Genomic DNA, 20,101 nt, shown 5'->3' on the forward strand with positions numbered 1-20,101 from the left:
ACGTATTCTATTTGGGAACGTTTACTGCTAGTTTTGTGCGAAAGTTATATAAGGAGAATTCAATGCTCTTTTCGTTGATAAAGGCTACGTTTGGTATTTCTGCTTTGCTAATCAGCACCGCAAGCATTGCCAATTCGGTCGATTTTTCTGTTGGTACTGGCTATCCATTTTTTGGTCAAATCGAACTTTCTCTTCCACAAGCCGATAGTAATAGTCGGTGGTACGGAAATTACCTTATCGGTTTAGATGATGGATTTTCTATAGGCTATGAGAAAGCGGTGTCTGATAATAACAAACATGCAATAGGCGTGGTGTTAGGGGCTTTGGGGGCACGAGATGCTGGCCCTGCATGTGAAGATGATGATATTACATGTGGTATTTTTGAGCCAATTATCGATTTACTTGATGATGAAACCACCAATGGCGCAGGTTTAAGTTATAGCTATCACTTCTCGGGTATAAATCAGTCTGGATGGAGTGTGAAGCTGGTGGCTGGTTATGGCGAAAGCGGCGAGTCTCATAAAAAGCGTGCTGATGGTAGTTTTATTGTTAGCTATCAGTTTTAAGTCATCGCCCTATGAACATTGGTCTCGGTTCTAGGGCGATTTAGTTCTTATAATTTAGCCGTTAAAACTTGTATTTCACGTTAGCGCTGATAGTTCTACGTTGTCCATAGAAACAATCGCCACGGAACAAACAGCTGGTAATAACCGTTTTATCGGTGACATTATCGACTTGTAAACTGAATTGATATTGTTCAATGTCATAGCCAATCATCATATCAATAAGGTTAAAGTTATTAGTCACTAATTGCTGATGTAGTGTTTGGCCGTTTAATTCAACTGTGCGACTGCCATCATAGGTTTTTCCTACATGTCGAATACCCGCGCCAAATTTTAGCCCTGGAAGCCATTCATCTGCGCGGTACGTCGCCCAAATTGAAGCTAAGTGCTTAGGGGTTGCTGAGAGCTGAGTATCATCTGTGATGAGCGTAACCAAATCTTGTGCTACATAGAGCTCTGTAGGTGACAGCGGAGAAACGTCTTGTTCCGTATCTAAATAAGAATATGCTGCATAGATATCAAGGTGCTGCCACTCAAGTTGGGCCTCAAGCTCTAACCCTTTGACCGCGATTTCACCGTCTTGTACTTCAAATTCGGGGGAAACTTTCCGTATTTGATTTTTGTCTTTAATTTCAAATATAGATGCCGTGATAAGGTGTTCGGTACCCGTTGGTTGATATTTTAAGCCGAGTTCAATTTGTTCACCCTCTAGCGGTTTATATGCGCCACCTTGTGGTTTTTGTCCAAATACAGCCTTAAAAGATTCTGAATAGCTAGCATAGGGCGCTATGCCATTCTCAAATTGGTAAAGCAAACCGATCCGACCTGTTGTGGCATTCTGACTATTTTTGATTGCACCTACCGTTTGCATCTGATTTGAAACATCATCATAGCGAAGTGCCGCATTGAGTACCCAGCTATTCACTTCAGCAGTAACTTGAGCATAAGCACCAAGCTGTTTATTGTTTAACGTGTTTTCAGGGTTATCGACAACTGCTGTTGGTAACGCTGTACTTTGTCCATACACTGGGTTATACAAGTCGAGTGGAGCTGCAACGCCACGGCCGCGATCAGAATCCGTATCCGCATTTTGGTAATCAACACCTGATACCATAGTGAGTTTAACCGCATCCAGTTCCAAATATTTATGGAATTGAAGATCCATCGTCACACTACGTGCACTTGAGTCGGTGAGGCTGGCGATACGCTTAACAGTGCGTTTGTCGGCTTCAAATTTTGGTGGCCAAGAATAAATGGTACGGTACTCGGATGAACTATCGCTGTAGCGACCGGAGAACTTAATATGTGTGTCTAAATCAAAGCTGTGCTCAACAATAGCGGTGATCGCTTGTTGCTCAGTATCATATTTATCCCAGCCAGGCTCGCTGACGAAACGCTCACTGGGAATTTGGCCGTATTTTGCAGGTAGAATAGTGCCTTCATGCGGGAAGAATTGCGTTGAAGAGCCTGATTCATTTCTCTGAAGGTTGGCAAGCAAGGTAATTTTAGTTTCATCTGAAGCAAGCCAGCTAAAGCTTGGTGCAAGCATCAGTGTGTTGTCATCAACATAATCGGTCTGCGTGCCGCTGTCTCGATACATGGCAACAGCACGTGCTTGATACTCTTGCTGCTCACCAAATGTGGTGTTGTAATCAAGTGCTAGTTGCTTACGGTCGTAGTTGCCCACTTGTGCCCAGATCTCACCTTCAGTGTCTGCTTTTGGTAATTTTGATACTGCGTTGACGATACCACCTGTAGACCCCTGTCCGTAAAGCACGGATGAAGGACCTTTTAAGATCTCTACGCTTTCAAGTGCATATGGGTTAGTACGGGTATTGTTGTAATTGCCAAACAATTTTTGCAGGCCATCAACATAGAGTAAGGGGTCGACGCCACGAATTTTAGACCAGTCGCCTCGAGTATCTACACCATATGGCCCATTATAAACACCTGCAACATACCCAATCGCATCTTGCAGCGTTTCTGCACCTAAATCAGAAATACGTTGCGCTGTTAATACCGAAACTGAGACAGGCGTTTTGACGATAGGAATTGCTGTTTTTGACGCGGTAGCACTAACGTACGAAATTAAGCCTCTTGGGCTAACTTCGATGATTTCAATGTCGTCTTTATCTTGTTTTGTTTGCTCTTGTGCAATTGCCGAGCAAGACAACGCCAATGCAACACTGGCAATAAGGCTTGGATATTTGTATTTAAATGAGCGCATGATTAATCCCTATGATCTAAGTTTGCGCAAATGATATTGTAGATGAGAGTGATTATCAATATTATTGTTCTGTAATTTGCAAATATTACAAAGCATTATTCTAGTTACAACATTCGCCACGTTTTGTTAATTGTTGTACCCTATACTTAAGCGGCGCTCGGCAGCACAGCGCTTTGAGCAGTATTTAACGTTTTCCCAATCTCTTTGCCATTTTTTCCGCCAATAAAACGGGCGTTTGCAAATAGGGCATACTTTATAAGGTAGGTTTACTTTCTTATGAGCCATTTAGGGTTGATACCAATTAGTCTTAATACTTGCTCAATTTGAAGGAGCCAATCTGACGCTAACTGAGTTAAAAATTTCTCATTTAGAACAACTAAATAACCTGAGCTGCGGATAATTAATGCCTTTCTAGCAGCCAGTTTTAGCGCTAACTGCGTTGAATTCACTTCCAATAGCCAGCTATTGGTGCGTAAATTCGCCTTGCCTACAGGATGTAGGTACCTTAGCGAGAGCAGGACGCGGAAGCGGTGTTTTCCCTAAAACTCTCTGGCTAGACAAGGAAAAAACTAAGTTATTCTTTAGAAACAATGAGTTGGAACATTCCTTATCCAAACCTCAGGTTAAATAGCAAAATTTTCGTCTTGCCTACACGGATGTAGGTACCTTGGCGATAGCAGGACGCGGTAGCGGGGTTATCGACAAGATTTTCTCGCCTCAAAATAGATCACTTAATTAAGCCAATTGGTATTAGCCATTTTTAGTATTCATACGGTAGTGATGAAAAGTGAGATCAAAAAAGCCCCATAGCGAGCGCTGTAGGGGCTTTAGAAAGGAAACAGTGAAGGTTATGCTGATGGGATGAGTGCATACCCTCCTTTTAAATGTCCGATATTATTAAAGCCGAGTCGTGCTAGCGCCCGTGCTGCAACTTGTGATCTACTGCCGCTGCGACACACCAACACCAACTCTTTCGTCTTGTCTTGGCTTTGTTTGCAAATAAAGTCAGTAAGGCGGGTTAGTGGCACATTTTGATCAAACGCTCTGTTGTGATTTAGAGCATATTCATGCGGTTCACGTATATCAATTAACAGCACACCTTCGTTGTTAGCGATGTGAGCATTGAGCTCTGTTGTGTTGTACTCGTGCAATTCAAATTGGTTTTTATTGCAAACCGTTGCGCCACACATGATCTCACTGCCAGCCTCATCAACAATGTTTTTGTCTATTTGCGCCTTTTTCTCAACAAATACATCAACCGCAATGTCATGTTGAAGCACACTATTTAATAGTAAATTACGACTACACTCTGCCGCTAGGGTGGTTGCAAACTCATTGTTGTAGTCGTGACTTGGGCATAACAAGGTATCTGTGTCGATGAGCTGAGCAAGTAACTGAATGCTATTCAGCATCGCTTTTGGTGAGCTGGTGGAGAAGTTGGTTCTACCTAATGCCCCCATCAGGATTAGGTCACCACAAAAAACGTATCTGATGGCGTACTTATCTTGTTGTTGCTCCAATAGCATAAAGGTGACGCTATCTTCCGTATGTCCTGGGGTGGTTAGTTTTGCAAGACGGAAATGACCAATAACTAGCGCTTCAAGTGACTGGCCTTTATAGTCAATTTGTGTAGTTTGAGTTGGCCAGCCTAAATGGTCGCATGTTTGTTTTGGTAAATTCAGTGTGGTTCGACTCGATTCGTGATCGGCGTGCCCATGTGTATCAAGCGCAGCGAGCAGTGTTAGCTGCTGGCATTCCAATATCGTATTAAGACGTTCTACCAGCTCAGGAAGTGGATCGATAATAATCGCCGTTTTTGACTGCTTATCAGCAAACAACCAACAGCATGCACCACCCACTTTAAATTGTACTAGGCCGTCAAGCGCTTCTTTATTGTTAACGCCATTCGCCGCTTGCATGAGACAACTGTGACCGAGTGCCTGAGCACAATGGAGAATGCGCTCACACGCCGCGTCTATTTCAGTTTGGGTTGTGGCAGGACCAAAAGACAGTCGAATAGCCGATTCGCTTTGCCATGCAGGGAGTCCCATGGCATCTAGCACAAAACTGCGCGTTACCTTTGAACTGCACGCTGAGCCCGAGCTGACACGGATGTTTGCTGCGTCAAACAAATCCATGATTTCTTTTGAGCTAAATCCCGGAATTGCAAAGTTTAGTGTAGTCGGAACGCTATTACTGAAGTGATTATTAAATACAATAGTCGGGAACGCATCTTTGAGCGTTTGTGTTAGTTGATTTCGAAAATCGTGTAGTTTATCTACGCTTGCAAATTGGCTGTCATTTTCTTTTAGCAGTTCATCAAAAATCACATTCAGCGCGGCAAGGCCAGGTAAGTTTTCTGTCCCTGAGCGTAAACCGCTCTCTTGACCACCGCCAGCAATAAATGGCGTAAACGGCGCGGTTTCTCGAATATAAACAAAACCGATGCCTTTTGGTGCATAGAGCTTATGACCGCTAAAAGGTGCGTAGTCAATAGTTGTTCTCGCTAGGTTTAAATTGCGTTTACCCAGCGCCTGAACACAGTCAACCATCCAAAAAATATTTGAATTATGCTTTCTTATTACGTTTTCTAATTGGTTCAGGTCTTGATATACACCGGTTTCATTATTGACAGCCATAGTGCAAATCATTAGCGCATTAGGTACTTCATTTGCGATAAACGCTAAATCCAGATTACCTGCACCATCAACCGGAATGGCTTTGACATCGGCATTAATTTCTAAAATTTGATTCCAATGTTTAAGTGACTCTGGTACTGCTTTGTGTTCAGTTGCCCCGTAAAGTAGTGTATATTTTTTGTTTGGCTGTATCTTCTTTTTTGCTTCACAAAGGGCTGATAGTATGCCGGTTTGGATGCCCTCTGTTGCGCCACTGGTGAAAATCACTCGACCATGACCAGAACCCAGCACCGCACGTGCTTTTTGACGAGTTTGTTCCATCAGTTGCTTAGCCTGTAGGCCTGTAATGTGGCTGCTGCTCGGGTTACCAAACATGGTTTTCATGGTAACCAATGCTGCGTCTGCTGCTTGCTCTAATACAGGGGTTGTTGCATTAGCATCTAGATATATTTGAGGTAACACCGATTCTACTGTCATGATTGTGCCTTTAGGTATAAGCAAATTACCGATATAACAAAAAGTAATAAGTAATTATTTATAGTTATAATAAGGGAGATAGGCGTGCGTTTCAACTATTGAGGATGTGTTTATTGCATTCAGGTGTATTCACTTTTAATGTAAATTTAATTTGAAAAAAGTGTATTCATCATGTTTAATTGCGTTCGCTCAAATACTAGATGAGTATGGTAACGGGTATCAATAAGGAAAGGCTCTTTGAGTAATGGATGAATAATGTTGCAACGAATAACAAAACCGACGATGTGGCCCTTATTTTTTACACTGGGTGTGTACGCTACGTTGATCTGGGTACAAGGCTTTTATCAAGCACTTGGTCAAATTATCAGTGAATCCCATATTGCGCTGACCATGGCGTTGGGATCGTTTGTGGCAGGTGGAACGGCATTAGGCGGTGGCGCCGTCGCCTTTCCTGTGATGACTAAATTATTAGACATAGATCCCGCTACGGCCAAGGTATTTTCTCTCGCGATACAAAGTTTTGGTATGACAGCGGCGACCATTACTATTTTCTGTCGCCGTATTCCGGTATATAAAAACGTTATTTTAATGGCGTTGCCAATGGCTGCGCTTGGTGTAACGCTCAGCCTATTGTATATCGCGCCTCTGGCACCAAGGCTCCTCGTTAAGTCTATTTTTAGTTTTTTGTTGCTCTGCTTTGCACTAACACTGATTTTGAGATGGTGGCGTAAGGCACATCATCAACCTAGCAGTGAGTTTATCCAACCTAAAATGCTACGCTTTATGGCCGTAGCGTTAATCGGAGGTATAGGGAGTGGATTAGTAGGGTCGGGTGCAGATATTGCACTCTTTGCCTTGTTGGTGATTGCTTATAATGCAGATGTGAAAAAGGCGACTGCAACCTCCGTCGTGGTGATGACGTTTACCTCATTGATTGGAAGTAGCATTAATGCGTGGCACCTCAATACGATCAGCAGTGAAATAAATGGCTATTTGCTAGCGGCAATACCGATTGTGGTCGTTGGTGCTCCATTAGGCGCTTATGTTTGTTCAAAAGTAAAAGTGGGGCATCTGGTCAGTTTTCTTTTAGTCTTGATTGGGCTTGAAGTGAGCTTTACCTGTTATGAGTTATATCCGACGCTGCTAGGATTGTTTTAATCTAACGCGGTTTACAAAATTGGGTAAGCCGCGAAGCGAGCAAATAACGAAGTTAGATTACGCTCGCTAAATAAAAATATCCATCTGTTACACTTTATTATCATCTTTTCGTGTATTGCAAAAAACATTACATTTTTAAAATGTAAATGATAGTTGTTATCATTACTATTGTTTTGCTAAACTTCGCCCCCTCTCTGATAAATTATTTTCTGAAATAGGTATTTGGCTTATTTCACCACTATCCAATTGCGTAGTTTGGAGTTAAAAATGCAATACTCTCGCTCTTCTGTTCTTTCCGCCTCATGCGTTGCGGTTAAGTTGGCTTTACTAGGTGCAAGCACAACGGCTTTTGCTTCTGAAGACATAGAAAAAATCAGTGTTTATGGCAAACATAATAAAATTATTTTGCAATCTGGAACTGCAACTAAGTCCAATATGGATCTTATGCAGACCCCCGCCGCGGTTGTTGTTGTTGACAAAGAGCTACTAGATTCGCAAAGCGCAGCGACTTTACAAGAAGCACTACGCAACGTAAGTGGTTTGTCTCAGGCCGGTAATAACTACGGCATTGGTGATTCACTAATGGTTCGTGGCCTAGGCGTAAACTATACCTACGATGGTATGTATGGTGGTGCTGACTTAGGGAACAGCTTTAACCCAACACGCTCCTTAACCAATATCGAAAGTATTGAAGTGTTAAAAGGTCCTGCTACAGGCCTTTATGGTATTGGTGCTGCAGGTGGTGTAGTTAACTTAGTTGAGAAAAAGCCACAGTTTGAACAAGCGCTCTCAATTAACGGTAAAGTGGGCGCATGGAATACTTATGGTTTGGGCGTTGATTTTACAGATGCAATTACTGACAAGCTTGCCTACCGTGTTGTTGCAAACCATGAGCGTAGCGACGGCTATCGAGATCTAGAATCTAATAGGGACGAAATCTATGCAAGCTTACGTTTCGACCCAAGCAGCGAGCACTCATTTTTACTTTCAGCGGCCTATATTGATGATTCGCAACAAGTAGATTCAATTGGCGATCCGGTACGGATTATTAACTGGGATAGCATTACTGGGCAACCAGGACTGGTTACAGCTGATCGCTTGCCAAATGACCCACAATATGATGCTGAGAAAGGTAAGTGGTTAGGTGTACAGCTGAATGATGAACAGCGCGCGCAACTTGCTGAGTCAATTCGTATTGGCGATGGCCTAAAGCCTTTCAATCTTGGCGATGGGAATCTGATTTCTCCTTTATCTCGTCCTAATGAAGGTGAAGAGTTACGGATAAAGCTTCGTCACGATTGGTACTTAAATCGCAACTCGAAGCTAACCCAGCAGGTATTATGGCGTAGCTATGATTCTGATTTTGTTCGCCAAACAGGTGCTTACAATTATGTTTATTGGGAGCGCAATGGTGTGATCAATGCAAACCCAAGAGCTCCGCTTGTGATTGATGATGTGCTATATCCTTATGCGGCTCGCCGTCAAGAGTATCGCCGTCAAGTTGCCAGCGAAAAAACTTGGCAGTACTTTGCTGATTTACAGTTAACTTGGGATATGGCTTCTTTGAGCGGTGAGCATTTAGTCAGCGTTAACTATGAAAATCGTGATATGCGCTTAAAAAGTTGGTCTGCATATGATGCCGATGGTAAAGGTTCAATTCCATATATCTTAGACATTCGCAGTCCAAACTGGCCAACAGGCGAATTCGAGGATTATGACCCATCGCTACGTAGTAACTACGATAAAACGCTTACGGCGTATGGCATTAGTGCACAAGAAGTGGTGTATATCACTGATGCACTAACTGCTCGTGCTGGTCTTGCATATACTAGCGTTGAACAAAAATATCAGCATTTAGGTACTGATCGTTCACCAGAAGAGAGTGAAGAGCTGGACACGGATGATGCAGGTATGACGTATAATATTGGCTTGAATTATCAAGTGACCTCTCAGCTTTCTGCTTTTGTAAATATGGCAAAAGGTCGTACTGCATACAGTGTACTGGGTAGTCTAGAAAATGAAGCTGATGCAAATCGTAAAAACAGACCTGACTCTGAATCTGAAACGTTAGATATTGGTGTGCGTTTTACTGCCTTTGATGAAGATTTATTGGGCTCATTAGTGTGGTTCGAAACTAAACGCACAAACCTAATGTATAACAATCCTGAGTATAACGAGCAGCCAGGTGACGACTACAATGTCAGCGTTCCACGCTATTTCTTCGATGATGAAGATGAGTCAAAAGGTGTAGAGCTTGACTTAAATTTAGCATTGAACGACCAAATCAGTGTGAATATGAACGCGACTTATCAAGATGCTGTTGAGATCCGTTCGAATGAACGCTCAGGTCAAATGAAAGGGGTACCGAAAAAGTTTGCCAGCACGTGGGTGAAGTATACCCAGCCAGCTAATTGGTTTGGAGGGACTCTAGAGTACAGTCTTGGAATTAACTATGAGAGTGAACGAACAATTAATTCTGTTTCTTTCGGCCTGCCTACGGCAACTATTGATGGTTATACTCGCTGGGATGCTGCAATTAAGTTCGATGCTGAGCAGTTCGATATTCAGCTAAACCTTGAAAACCTAACTGACGAGCGTTATTACAGTAAAGCATTGTTCTTAGGTGGCACGCCTGGCAACGAGCGAAATGCTAAATTGAGCTTTAACTATAGGTTCTAATTGGTTCGCAAATAAATAAGGAGGGAAGTCCCTCCTTATTATTTCTAAGCAGTCGATGCTTAGTCGCGTTTAGATTAGTTAACCCCTGAACAGGATAAAAATCAGTTATTTAATGTAACAAGTGATACGAGTGAGAAGCTCGTGTGGTGGTGTATCTCTAACATCATTTAAGTATTCTTCGATAACAGGCACATCGGCAGGTTCGAACTCACTGTTAGGTAACCATTGTCCAAACAGGTACTCGTAAGGCGTTTCAAGAGAAGCATAGTCACCTTGGTAAAGTAGGCTAGCTGTTTTGCCCGATGGAATGGCGAATTCACAAAGCCCCTCTGGGAGAGATGCGGTTGTCTTTGGCACTAAAATTGTTGCCATTGATTTTAGTTTGCTTTCCTCGACGGTTTTTGGGTCGTCAAAATATACACCAAAGAAACGCGTATCCGCACCTAATAAGCCTTGTTGCTGCGCCAGTACGTTTAATTTTTCAAATGCTTGACCGATTTGCATGTAATCGCCATGGTGCTCAAGTCCGATTAACGTCATTTGCTCATTACTGCCTATTTCTACATTAAACATATTCGAATCCTCTTCTACCTTAATGATATAAAACTCGGCCGCACAGCCTTTTGCCTTGGCCTGTTCATGTTGGCGAAATAGGCTAGGTGGTTGCTTATATCGTTGAGAAAATGCTCGGCTAAACGCTTCAATACTTGCATAACCGGTCTGCTCAGCCACCTTTGCAATGGAGTCTTGGGTGCGAATTAACATACCTGCAGCAACATGTAGTCGCATTCTTCTTACGGTTGCATTGATGGTTTCCCCAGCGATTGAGCGATAAACACGGTGAAAGTGATAAGTCGACATATGGCATTGATCAGCAAGCGTGATCACATCAAGTTCGCGATTAATATTGTTATAGATGTAATCAATAACAATATTTAAGCGAGTAGTGTATTGGCTCAGGGTTGTTGCTTTTCTAGTCATCATTCACTTCATTGTTGGTTTATGCGGCCACTTTTACCAATTCACCTCAAAATAGATCACTTAATTAGGCGAATTGGTATTACAACTCCGAAACTTACGTCAGAGTTGATATGGCTTATCATGGCAGAACTCGATTTGATAATGTTTGCTGATTTGTACTTTACGCAACTTATTGGTTTTCCGTAAGTGCTTTTTCCACAGCTTTTAAAATAGATGATTTGGTAGACGGTTTGGTGATGTACCCAGTGAGCCCCAAAGACGCCCACTTTCTGATTATATCTTTGTTTTTATTGCTGGTTAGCGCAATGATAGGAAGTTTTTTACAATGTGGAATATTGCGAATATTTTTGGTTGTATTGTAGCCATCAAGCTCTGGCATAAATAAGTCCATAAATACCATGGTGAATTTATGTTTTCTCAATGTTTTTATAGCACCTAACCCGCTGGTTTCACAGTCTACTTTATACCCCTCATCACGTAGGATCTTGGCTATCATCTCACGATAAATTTCGTTGTCTTCCACTACCATTATTTTTACTTCTTCTTGCTTGGTTTCAAGCGCTTTTGGTTCGCTAACATCAACCTCACCGGTATCACCTACTGGCAATACATTTTGCGCTAATTGCGCGCACTTAGAGTTGTCTTTTTCGCTCAGCAATGCTGTAAGCTCAGCGATAGAGAATTGTTTATCTTTCAATCTTTTTGTTAATTCATGAACGCTATCTGCCAATTGGTGTTCTAGTTCATCCAGCAGTGGCGATAAGTGTTTTTGTTTTAATTCATTTAGCAAGTCATCTTGAACTTTATTAATCCCTTTTTCATTGTCGAGATTACGTCTTACCGTTTGTAGCGTTTCATCCGCTTTTTGATGATACAAAGCTGCATCATCAATCAATTGCTTTAGCTTGTCATCTATGCGACCAAAATGCTCCTCTCTGATTTTAGCAACCTCAGACGTGCCTTCCGTACGAACCAAAGCATTATGTAAGATCATACGAAATCGGTAGTTCTCATACATCGGTTTGTAGACAAAATAATCGGTAAAAATACCTTTCATACAACATCGAAAGGCCACGCCTGACTCTTTGTTTTCACACAGTAAAATATTTTCATGAGCATAGTTAAGTAAGCCATGCTTGGCGAGCAAACTATAGATTTCGACGCTTTTTGCGACTGTCTTTCGAGCAATAACAATGACATCTGGTGGAGACTCAGTTAGCACTTCAGCTACTTCTTTATGACTAGTGAGAGTACGGTATTCATTGACTTGAGAAGCAACAATATCAACAACGCCAGTCATTTCTGCAGGATCGTCGCAAATAATAATCACTTTTGGATGTCGTTGTGCGTGTTCAACGTCTTTTTTATGCATAGATTCCCTCTAACTATGAGAGTATATCAAAGCCTATTAAATTTAATTATTTACTAGAATGAGACTTTTGCAATGCGGATTCAGAGACAGTTTGCAAAAACTCCGACGGGGTACAAGGTGGGTAGTAATAATAGCCTTGAACCGATTCTACTTCGTAACTTTGTACAACGACTAGGTCCTCAATCTCTTCGACACCCTCAGCGACGACCTCTAGTCCAAGTTGGTGAGCCATCTCACAGGTGCTCGCGATAATGACGCGTTTGTTTGGTTGCGTTGAACAGCCATCAACAAAGCATCTATCGATTTTGAGTTCATCAAACGGTAACTCGTTGAGCTGCTTAATAGAAGAATACTCTGTACCAAAGTCGTCAATTGACAGCTTAAAGCCTTTAAGTTTTAAACGCAGCAACACATCAAGCGCACGCTTGATGTTATCTAACAAGTGACTCTCAGTTAACTCTAGCGTGATTTGAGAGGTGGGGGTGCAATACTCTTCGCAAATAGACTCGAGTTTTTCTGGGAGTTTTATGTCTTCTAGCTCTTTCACGCTCAAATTAATGCTGAATTGAAGCGCTTTAAGAATATCTCGATTATAGCTAAGCAAGGACAAGGTTTGTTTCAACAGGCTATAGGATAGCAGGTGAATTAATTCGTTCTCTTCCATTGTCGCGATAAACTGTGAAGGAGGCACAGTGCCACCGGTACTATGATGCCATCTTGCAAGCACTTCTGCGCCAATGATTGCACCGGATGAACTTGCGACTTTAGGTTGAAAATACGCACAAAACTCTTCTCGCAATAATCCCTCATAGATCTCATCTTTACTATAGTTTTGTAGAGCGTGTTGGGACTTTGTGGATGTATTTTGAGACTGAAGCTGACTGTAAAGTTCTTTTAGCTTAGTTGCAGAAAGTGGCTTTTCTAAACTAGATATAATGGTGAGGCCATGAAGCTCTGCCAGTGCAGCGGTATTTTTGATAAATAGACCTTTTTCACCACTTAGCAAAGCGATAGGTGCTTGGATACTTAGTTCGGCAAATTTCCGTAATATCTCTACGCCATCCATTTGCGGCATGTTGATATCAAGTAAAATAAGGGAAGCTTGATGGAGTTCTTGACTTTCTAATGCAGACAGCCCGCTGTTAAACCCTTTAAAGGCGCACGGTGTCTGGTTAGAAATCAACAATTGCAACTGTGTGAGAATAAGCTCGCTATCATCAATCGCAATAATAAGGTGCTTTTCATTTATCATACATACTAGACCTGAATTTTTAGCACGTGTTACGTGAGATCTTCCACATTAAGTATAGAAGCGATTTCAGCTTGTGCATTATCAAAAAGCATCAAACATTGATTCAATAAATTTTCAATTTTTATCTGCTTACCTTCACCTGCTGCATGTTCAAGTTCTGCCATTTTTTCAGAGAGTTGTGTTGCGCCGACAGCCTTCGCCGAGGTTTTCCCTTGATGTGCAATATTCTTGACACTTTCAGGATGTTCTAGGTCTACCCCTTGTAACAGTTTTTTCGTGTCGTCGACAAAGCTTCTTAAGAAAATACTCTGTAACTCTTTATCTGTACCTACATATTCACTGAGTATCACCAAGTCGATATGTCTGGTTGGCGCATCTAGTTCCTCAATCAATGAAGAGGCATGCTCTGCTTCTGGGCTGTTTGTTGGAATGTTGCTCGAAAACCATTTTTTTAGCTTTTTGTTTAATTTCTGCAAGACAATGGGCTTTGCAACGTAATCGTCCATCCCGGCGTTAAAGCAAATATCTTTCTCACCGTCTAACGCATTAGCCGTTGCAGCAATGATAGGAATGTGCTCTAGATTGCGTTCACGTTCATGCTCGCGACGTTGTTTTGCGAATTCATAGCCATCCATCACAGGCATATGGCAGTCTGAAATAATAAGCGAAAAGTGATACTGTTCGAGTAGCTGCAAGGCAACTTTACCATTGTCGGCAATAATGCACTGATAGCCTAGCAGAGCTAGCTGTCTTTTGAATAAATCCTGATTATAAACATTGTCCTCGACGACTAAGATAAGCTTGTTTAGTGCTTGGGCATCATTAATTGTGGGTAGTGCCTTAGATTTAGTCTCGCTGTCGTCACTTGTTGATTCACTGTCAATTAGCCCTTCTAAGGTGGCAATGTGTGAAACGACTTTATAAGCGTAATAAGGATATAGCGCGAGGTTTGAGACGTTGATATTGTTTGCATGCGGAAGCTTATCCTGATTATTGTCTAGTAAAATATACTTGCACTCGCTTTCCGCGATGAAAACTTCTTTTCCTTCTGTAGTGAGTTGTTGGAAGGCTTCTGCAGTGATAACGAGATAATCAAATTGTTGACTATCAATCAGTTGCGCGTTAAACAGTTCTCGAGGGAATATTTCACATTGGGCTTCATAGATGCGCAGTTGATTTTGCAGGTCTTTTTCAAATTTGTCCTCGTCGCCCACCACAGCAATTTTTAGTCTGTCTAAGGTTAAGCTAATATCACGGGTTTGTTTTGGCACTTCACAGTATGGCAGAGTAATAATAAAGTTACTGCCAAAACCCTCGAGGCTTCTACAGTCAATTTCCCCTTCCATCATGGCTACAAGTTTGTGGGTAATGGAAAGGCCCAGTCCGGTGCCGCCATATTGGCGTTGAATACTGCTATCTGCTTGAACAAATGGTTTAAAAAGGTTTTCTACTTGTTCTTCGGACATACCTTTACCATTGTCTTTCACGCTAATTTCCATATAACCATCATCGGGAGAGCGCCCAATAGTCACTTCTACAAAGCCAGCGGCGGTTGCAGTAGTTTTGGTGAATTTTAACGCGTTACCGATTAGGTTTAATAAAATTTGGCGCAGTCTAACTGGATCTCCTAATTGCCAATTAGGTAACTGTGGCGAAAGATAAAAGGCAAGCTTGAGCTTTTTAGAGTCCGCTTGATATGCAAGGAGCTCCGCGAGTTCTCTAATAATTTCTTGCCAGCTAAATGGCGTAGATTCAAGTTGCATTTTCCCCGCTTCGATTTTTGAAAAGTCTAATATGTCGTTAATTATTCGAAGTAGTACTAATGCTGAGCTTTTTGCGACTTTGGTGAGGTGAGATTGCTCGTGATCAAGGTTAGACTGGGCGAGAATGTCCAGCATGCCCACCACGCCATTCATCGGCGTTCTTATCTCGTGACTCATTGTTGCGAGGAAGCGAGACTTTGCTTCACTTGCTTGCTCTGCTTTTATGCGAGCTTGCTCAAGCTCTGCAGAAAAGTTGATGCTTTTAGTAATATCATTCTGATAGATGAGGGTGTATTTCCCAGAATCTGTGGTGATATTTTTCACTAACACGTTGAACCAGTACAGGGTATCTTCACTAACATACTGGCACGTCGTTAGTGCTTGATACTGCTCTTTGTCTTTTGCCTCTTCTAACATGGACAGTAATTCGCTGTTGTCTGTCATTGGCAGTTGGGTAATAAATGCTATAACGTCAGAACCTTTGTTGAGAGAGCTTCCCATGAATTGGTATTCGTTGTAATTAGTTCTTTTAATGTGTTCGTTAAACTGATTTAGCATAGCTATATGCTGGTTTTCATCAATTAGCAGGATAAATGCTGGAAATGAATCAATGGCTTCTTGAAGCAGCTTTTCTGTAGATTTTTGGACTTTGAGTAAATGCTGAGCTGACATTCTTTCCACATCCGCTTCATGCATTTTTTCTAGGGCCGCTTTTCTCGCGGCGACGAGTTCTTTTTGTATTCTCTTTTGGCGATTGCTTTCATTAACTTGATTCGTTACATCTTTTACGACCCCGACAACAAACTGCGAATTTTCACTTGAGTAGTATTTTAAATTGAAAATGACATTTAGATATCTAGTTGAAGACTCGTCGCTTATTGTTAATTGAAATTCACTAGATTGATCGTGAGTTAAGGAACGTAAGTTTGATTGTAACTTCTTCCTATTGTCACTATCGAGTAATTTTATAATTGGTTTTAAATTATGGTACTCAAGTTCGGGAGTTAAGTTAAACAGTGTCCTAAAGCCTTCAGAGGTATGTGCTAAGTGTTGTCCAACAGCCACCTCAAAACTGCCGATGGCGGCAAGCTTCTCAGATGAATTCAATAAAGTTTGGCGCTTTTGAATCGCGTCTTTTGCAGCTTGCTTGTCTAATTTTGCTTTTTGTTGGGCGCGATAGCTAATTGCTAAACCAAATAAGCAAAATGCAACTAATGACAACACCTGCCAGATAAACTTAATTTCTATGGTGTAGAAGAGATCTTGATTAAACGCTTCACGTGAATAAGCATAAGCACCCACTTGAAGTTCTTGATCCCAGATTTTTGCACTTAGAAAGTCGGTTTGGTCAATATTATTAGTAAGCAGTAATTGACTTAGTGGAGTATGCGTGCCGCTAATTTTAATCGCCTCGACTTCCTGCATAGTGTAGTAACCCGATGCGTTTTCTAGGCGAGTATCAAGGCTGAGTTCTAGGCTGCCAAGTAAGACATCCAGCTGAACTTCGTACCAATACAGTGTGTCCGTCAGCCCCTTATCGGATAGCCCAAGACCCGTCATAATCAATATACGGTGACCATCATTACCTTTTATGATTTGTGTAACTACCCCTCCTCGGTGCAGACTTTCTTGATATTGAGAATAAAACGACGCGATCTGGCTTTTGTCTACATACGGAGTGTTATTAAGATTATTCACGGCTAGCGTTTGCAACTGAGATGGTTTAGCGAGATCGGCATTGGTGCTAATACTAGCATATCTAAGGCTTTCTATATGTGGCTTATACCATAGCGTTTTAAGGTGGTTGATACGCTCCAATGAGTGGTTGTTTAGCTGCCTAAGAGTTTGCACTTCAGAGAGATATAATAGCTGCTTTTGACTTGCAAAATGTTCCACAAATAGCACGGCAAGTACTGACGAAAATATCACAATGAGCTGTGCAGTTTGTGTTCTAAGCGGTGCCGTTTTATATATTTTTAATTCGGTAAACGCTCTAATCAATAGGCAAATTAAAATGATATAAAGCAGCGCAATGGTTAAAGAGATAATGAGTGAGGTTTGAGCTCGCTCTTGTGACTTTTGCATAGATGCAGCAGCAGAGTCTTTCATATATTCAAGCAAATTCAAGCTACCACTAGCGAGCAGGTTCAAATAGGCAGTACTGTTATCCCACCACACATAGTGTGGTAAGTTGGCTTCAGCTCCACGGCTAAAGCGGTTTAGGGCTGAGGTGACATAGTCATACTCTCTAGACGCCGTAGCAGCATTGTATAGCTGTAGGGTATTTTGATTATCTTTGAGGCTGTCCATCAGTGTGACATGAGTGGCGTAGTATTGTAGTGCGCTTCTCATTGCACTTAATCTAGTGGCCTTTTCATCTGCCGTTAGGTATCGGCTGATCTTAGCTCTGAGTCTGCCCCCTAACTCAATTGCTCTGATAAGTGTGTGAATATTCTGGTACTGTGTTCTATTCTCATTGCTACCAAAATTATGGATGAAGGACTGCTCAGTTTGTATGGTTCGGACTGTATCGATTAAGTGATTAATCAAAATTGTGTAGCGAAGAAATAGTTGCTCGTGGTTGATATTTGCCTGTCTATTGAGCTTTCTCAGTGTTTGTATATCGTCTTTTATGGTCAATTGAAACTGATCGAAGTTATTAATGCTCGTGAGTTTTTCAGCAGTGAGTCTTATTATTTTTTCGTCCGTTTCCTGATAATATGCAAGTAGTCGCGCGTCGTGTTCTTCTTCGGACTTAAACCCCGTAGACATGCCGCGTTCACGTTGCAGACTAAAGATCACTTCAATCGCTTTATCTAGGGCGGAAAGGTTGTTGTAGTATAAAGTCAGACTCTGGTGAACTACACGATTTTTATTAAACTCGTTAATTTCAAGGTAAAAACCACTTAAGCAGACTAGGGAAAAAAGAGTTAGGGAGATTATTTTAAAATACTTGCTCACATTTGCCACCTGCGTTATCTCACAAAACAAACTATAGTAGAAATATAAACACTGTCTAATTAAGTAAGTAGATTATGAAAATCCCTGAGGTACCTAAAAACGAACCTGCTAGGTTACATGCGCTTAGGGAGCTTGAGATACTCGATACAAAACCAACACTTGAATTGGACCGAATTACTCAATTTACTGCCCATGTTTTTGATGCTCCAATTGCATTGGTGAGTCTTGTTGACAAGAACAGGCAATGGTTTAAATCTCGCTTTGGATTGGATGCTGAGCAAACGTCTCGCGATGTTTCATTTTGTGGTCATGCAATATTAGAAGACACGGTATTTGTGGTTCATGATACGCTCGAAGATCCTCGCTTTATGGATAACCCTTTGGTGTTAAATGCCCCTCATATTCGATTTTACGCTGGTGCTCCTATCATATTGTCCAGCGGTTTTCGCGTTGGGACCGTATGTGTTATCGATATAGAACCCCGAGAGTTGAGTGAAGCTGATTGTGAAATATTAAAGCAAATCGCAACCGACGTTGTGACTCAGTTGGAAAAAATCTAATTGTACTTTACCGCAAGTAAAAGCGATGGGTGTCAAAATTTTCTATAAAGTCGGCCGTTACAGCCGCAAATGTTAGTGCATTTAGCTCGTGGAAACGTTACAATTGAGACTGTATATCATTGCCATTTAGGGCAATGTTTAAACGATAACTAACCTGAGGTTTAGATGAGGAATGAGGTAACTCATTGTTTCTAAAGTAACATTAAATTACTACCTTATCTAGCCAGAGAGTTTTGATGATAACTAGGCGAATTTGCGCACCAATAGCTGGCTATTGGAAGTGAATTCAACGTAGTTAGCGCTAAAGTTGGCTGCTAGAAAGGCATTAATTATCCTAAGCTCAGGTTAACTACGTATATTTCTAGATTTATTTCTGTATTTTTGAATCACAGCTTTTTCCTACACGGTATAAAAAGATAAGGTGAGGTGCATTTAGTCAAGTGGCTCCATCTTATGCTGTGGTTGTACGTAGCATCTTATATTAAATTAGGTACACGACTCATTTCATGACAGATATCACTACGCATCAAGCTTCTCGCCGAAGATTATTGATTGCGCTTGCAATCACTTGCTCTTTTATGATCATTCAAGTTATTGGTGCTTATTACGCTAATTCTCTCGCTGTGTTAGCTGATGCTGGACACTTGTTTGTGCACAATAGTTCTTTATTTATCGCGTTGATAGCGTCAAGTGTGGCAGTTTATCTTGCTAAAACATATAACGATGGTTACAAGCGTGCTGAATATACCGGTGGACTTATCAATGGCATTCTCTACCTTTCAATTGCGGTAATTATCTTGCTCGAAGGGAGTGAGCGATTGTCTCATCATGCGGGCGGTCATGACCTAGAGGTGAATAGCTATTTAATGTCTATGATTGCTGCAATTGGGTTTTTGTTTCATGGGGCCTCCGCTTGGGTGCTGTACAAAGGCCGTAAAGACAGTATTAACGTCTATGCTGTTTTCTTGCACTCATTTTTTGATTTACTGTCCACCATATCGACATTTATCGCAGGTGTGATTATACACCTCACAGGCTGGGAGGTGGTTGATATTCTCTCGAGCATGCTGATTTCTGTCTTTGTATTGTTCACAGGAATTAAGGTGATAATTGCTTGTCTTAAAGGACTTGCTACACCCCCAGAAGTTTTACCTACGGTTCAAGAAGTTGAGAGAACGATTGTGTCTACGGAGCATGTTGAAAGCGCCCATAATATTACGGTTAGCAAAATTGATGGGGCGGTTGTCGTTGGTGCACATGTGGTATTAAAGCATCACTGTACTATCGAATCTCATGATTCAGCGTGTCGCGTGGAAGTGGAAGAAGCGTTGAAAAAGTCCTTTAATGTGCTGAGTAGTGTGCTACAAATAGAGAGCCATGACTGCCCTCATCATTAGGGAAAATAAACCCAATGTGTGATATATTTTTTAGTTATTTGTTGCACTACCTTGGCAGGTTTTAAAATATTT

12 protein-coding genes are annotated in these 20,101 nt (G+C 41.5%); 5 read left to right on the forward strand and 7 right to left on the reverse strand.

Annotated features, from left to right (window positions below):
• Positions 1-62 precede the first annotated feature (62 nt).
• A complete protein-coding gene (locus tag DS891_RS19615; protein WP_010607492.1) occupies positions 63-566 on the forward strand; it encodes a hypothetical protein in 504 nt (167 codons plus the stop codon).
• A 61-nt stretch (positions 567-627) separates the two neighbouring features.
• Here DS891_RS19615 and DS891_RS19620 read toward each other — a convergent pair whose 3' ends face one another.
• The 3 genes from DS891_RS19620 to DS891_RS19630 form a co-directional block, all read right to left on the reverse strand.
• Entirely contained in the window at positions 628-2,790 is a 2,163-nt protein-coding gene (locus tag DS891_RS19620) for a TonB-dependent siderophore receptor (RefSeq protein WP_174170694.1), read from the reverse strand.
• Between the two features lie 126 nt (positions 2,791-2,916).
• Positions 2,917-3,075, reverse strand: a complete 159-nt coding sequence (locus tag DS891_RS19625) for a DUF2256 domain-containing protein (protein WP_010607494.1) — start codon at positions 3,073-3,075, stop codon at positions 2,917-2,919.
• A gap of 563 nt (positions 3,076-3,638) precedes the next feature.
• On the reverse strand, positions 3,639-5,906 hold the full coding sequence (locus DS891_RS19630; RefSeq protein WP_174170695.1) for an aminotransferase class V-fold PLP-dependent enzyme: 2,268 nt from the start codon (positions 5,904-5,906) through the stop codon (positions 3,639-3,641).
• 255 nt (positions 5,907-6,161) lie between these two features.
• On the opposite strand from DS891_RS19630, the gene DS891_RS19635 reads away from it, so the two are divergent.
• Complete coding sequence (locus DS891_RS19635) at positions 6,162-7,064, forward strand: sulfite exporter TauE/SafE family protein (protein WP_174170696.1); 903 nt, start codon at positions 6,162-6,164, stop codon at positions 7,062-7,064.
• A 267-nt stretch (positions 7,065-7,331) separates the two neighbouring features.
• Complete coding sequence (locus tag DS891_RS19640) at positions 7,332-9,743, forward strand: TonB-dependent siderophore receptor (protein WP_010607498.1); 2,412 nt, start codon at positions 7,332-7,334, stop codon at positions 9,741-9,743.
• Between the two features lie 105 nt (positions 9,744-9,848).
• Here the strand turns inward: DS891_RS19640 and DS891_RS19645 are convergent, their stop codons facing one another.
• The 4 genes from DS891_RS19645 to DS891_RS19660 all read right to left on the reverse strand — a co-directional run bounded on the left by DS891_RS19645 (position 9,849) and on the right by DS891_RS19660 (position 18,072).
• Positions 9,849-10,727 (reverse strand): GyrI-like domain-containing protein, encoded by an 879-nt coding sequence (locus tag DS891_RS19645; RefSeq protein WP_233525275.1) that lies wholly within the window; start codon positions 10,725-10,727, stop codon positions 9,849-9,851.
• Between the two features lie 166 nt (positions 10,728-10,893).
• Positions 10,894-12,096 carry a response regulator gene (locus DS891_RS19650; RefSeq protein WP_010607500.1) on the reverse strand — a complete coding sequence of 401 codons (1,203 nt, stop codon included), beginning with the start codon at positions 12,094-12,096 and terminating at the stop codon, positions 10,894-10,896.
• A gap of 46 nt (positions 12,097-12,142) precedes the next feature.
• Positions 12,143-13,348, reverse strand: a complete 1,206-nt coding sequence (locus DS891_RS19655) for an EAL domain-containing protein (RefSeq protein ID WP_174170697.1) — start codon at positions 13,346-13,348, stop codon at positions 12,143-12,145.
• Between the two features lie 29 nt (positions 13,349-13,377).
• A complete protein-coding gene (locus DS891_RS19660; RefSeq protein ID WP_174170698.1) occupies positions 13,378-18,072 on the reverse strand; it encodes an ATP-binding protein in 4,695 nt (1,564 codons plus the stop codon).
• 74 nt (positions 18,073-18,146) lie between these two features.
• Here DS891_RS19660 and DS891_RS19665 point away from each other — a divergent pair, with 74 nt between their 5' ends.
• Both DS891_RS19665 and DS891_RS19670 read left to right on the forward strand, forming a co-directional pair.
• The gene (locus tag DS891_RS19665) at positions 18,147-18,632 is read left to right on the forward strand and encodes a GAF domain-containing protein (RefSeq protein ID WP_174170699.1); all 486 of its coding nucleotides are present in this window, start codon (positions 18,147-18,149) and stop codon (positions 18,630-18,632) included.
• Between the two features lie 506 nt (positions 18,633-19,138).
• On the forward strand, positions 19,139-20,029 hold the full coding sequence (locus DS891_RS19670; protein ID WP_010375246.1) for a cation diffusion facilitator family transporter: 891 nt from the start codon (positions 19,139-19,141) through the stop codon (positions 20,027-20,029).
• Positions 20,030-20,101: the final 72 nt, after the last annotated feature.

This window comes from Pseudoalteromonas sp. JC28 (assembly GCF_013319255.1).
Classification (GTDB): Bacteria; Pseudomonadota; Gammaproteobacteria; order Enterobacterales; family Alteromonadaceae; genus Pseudoalteromonas.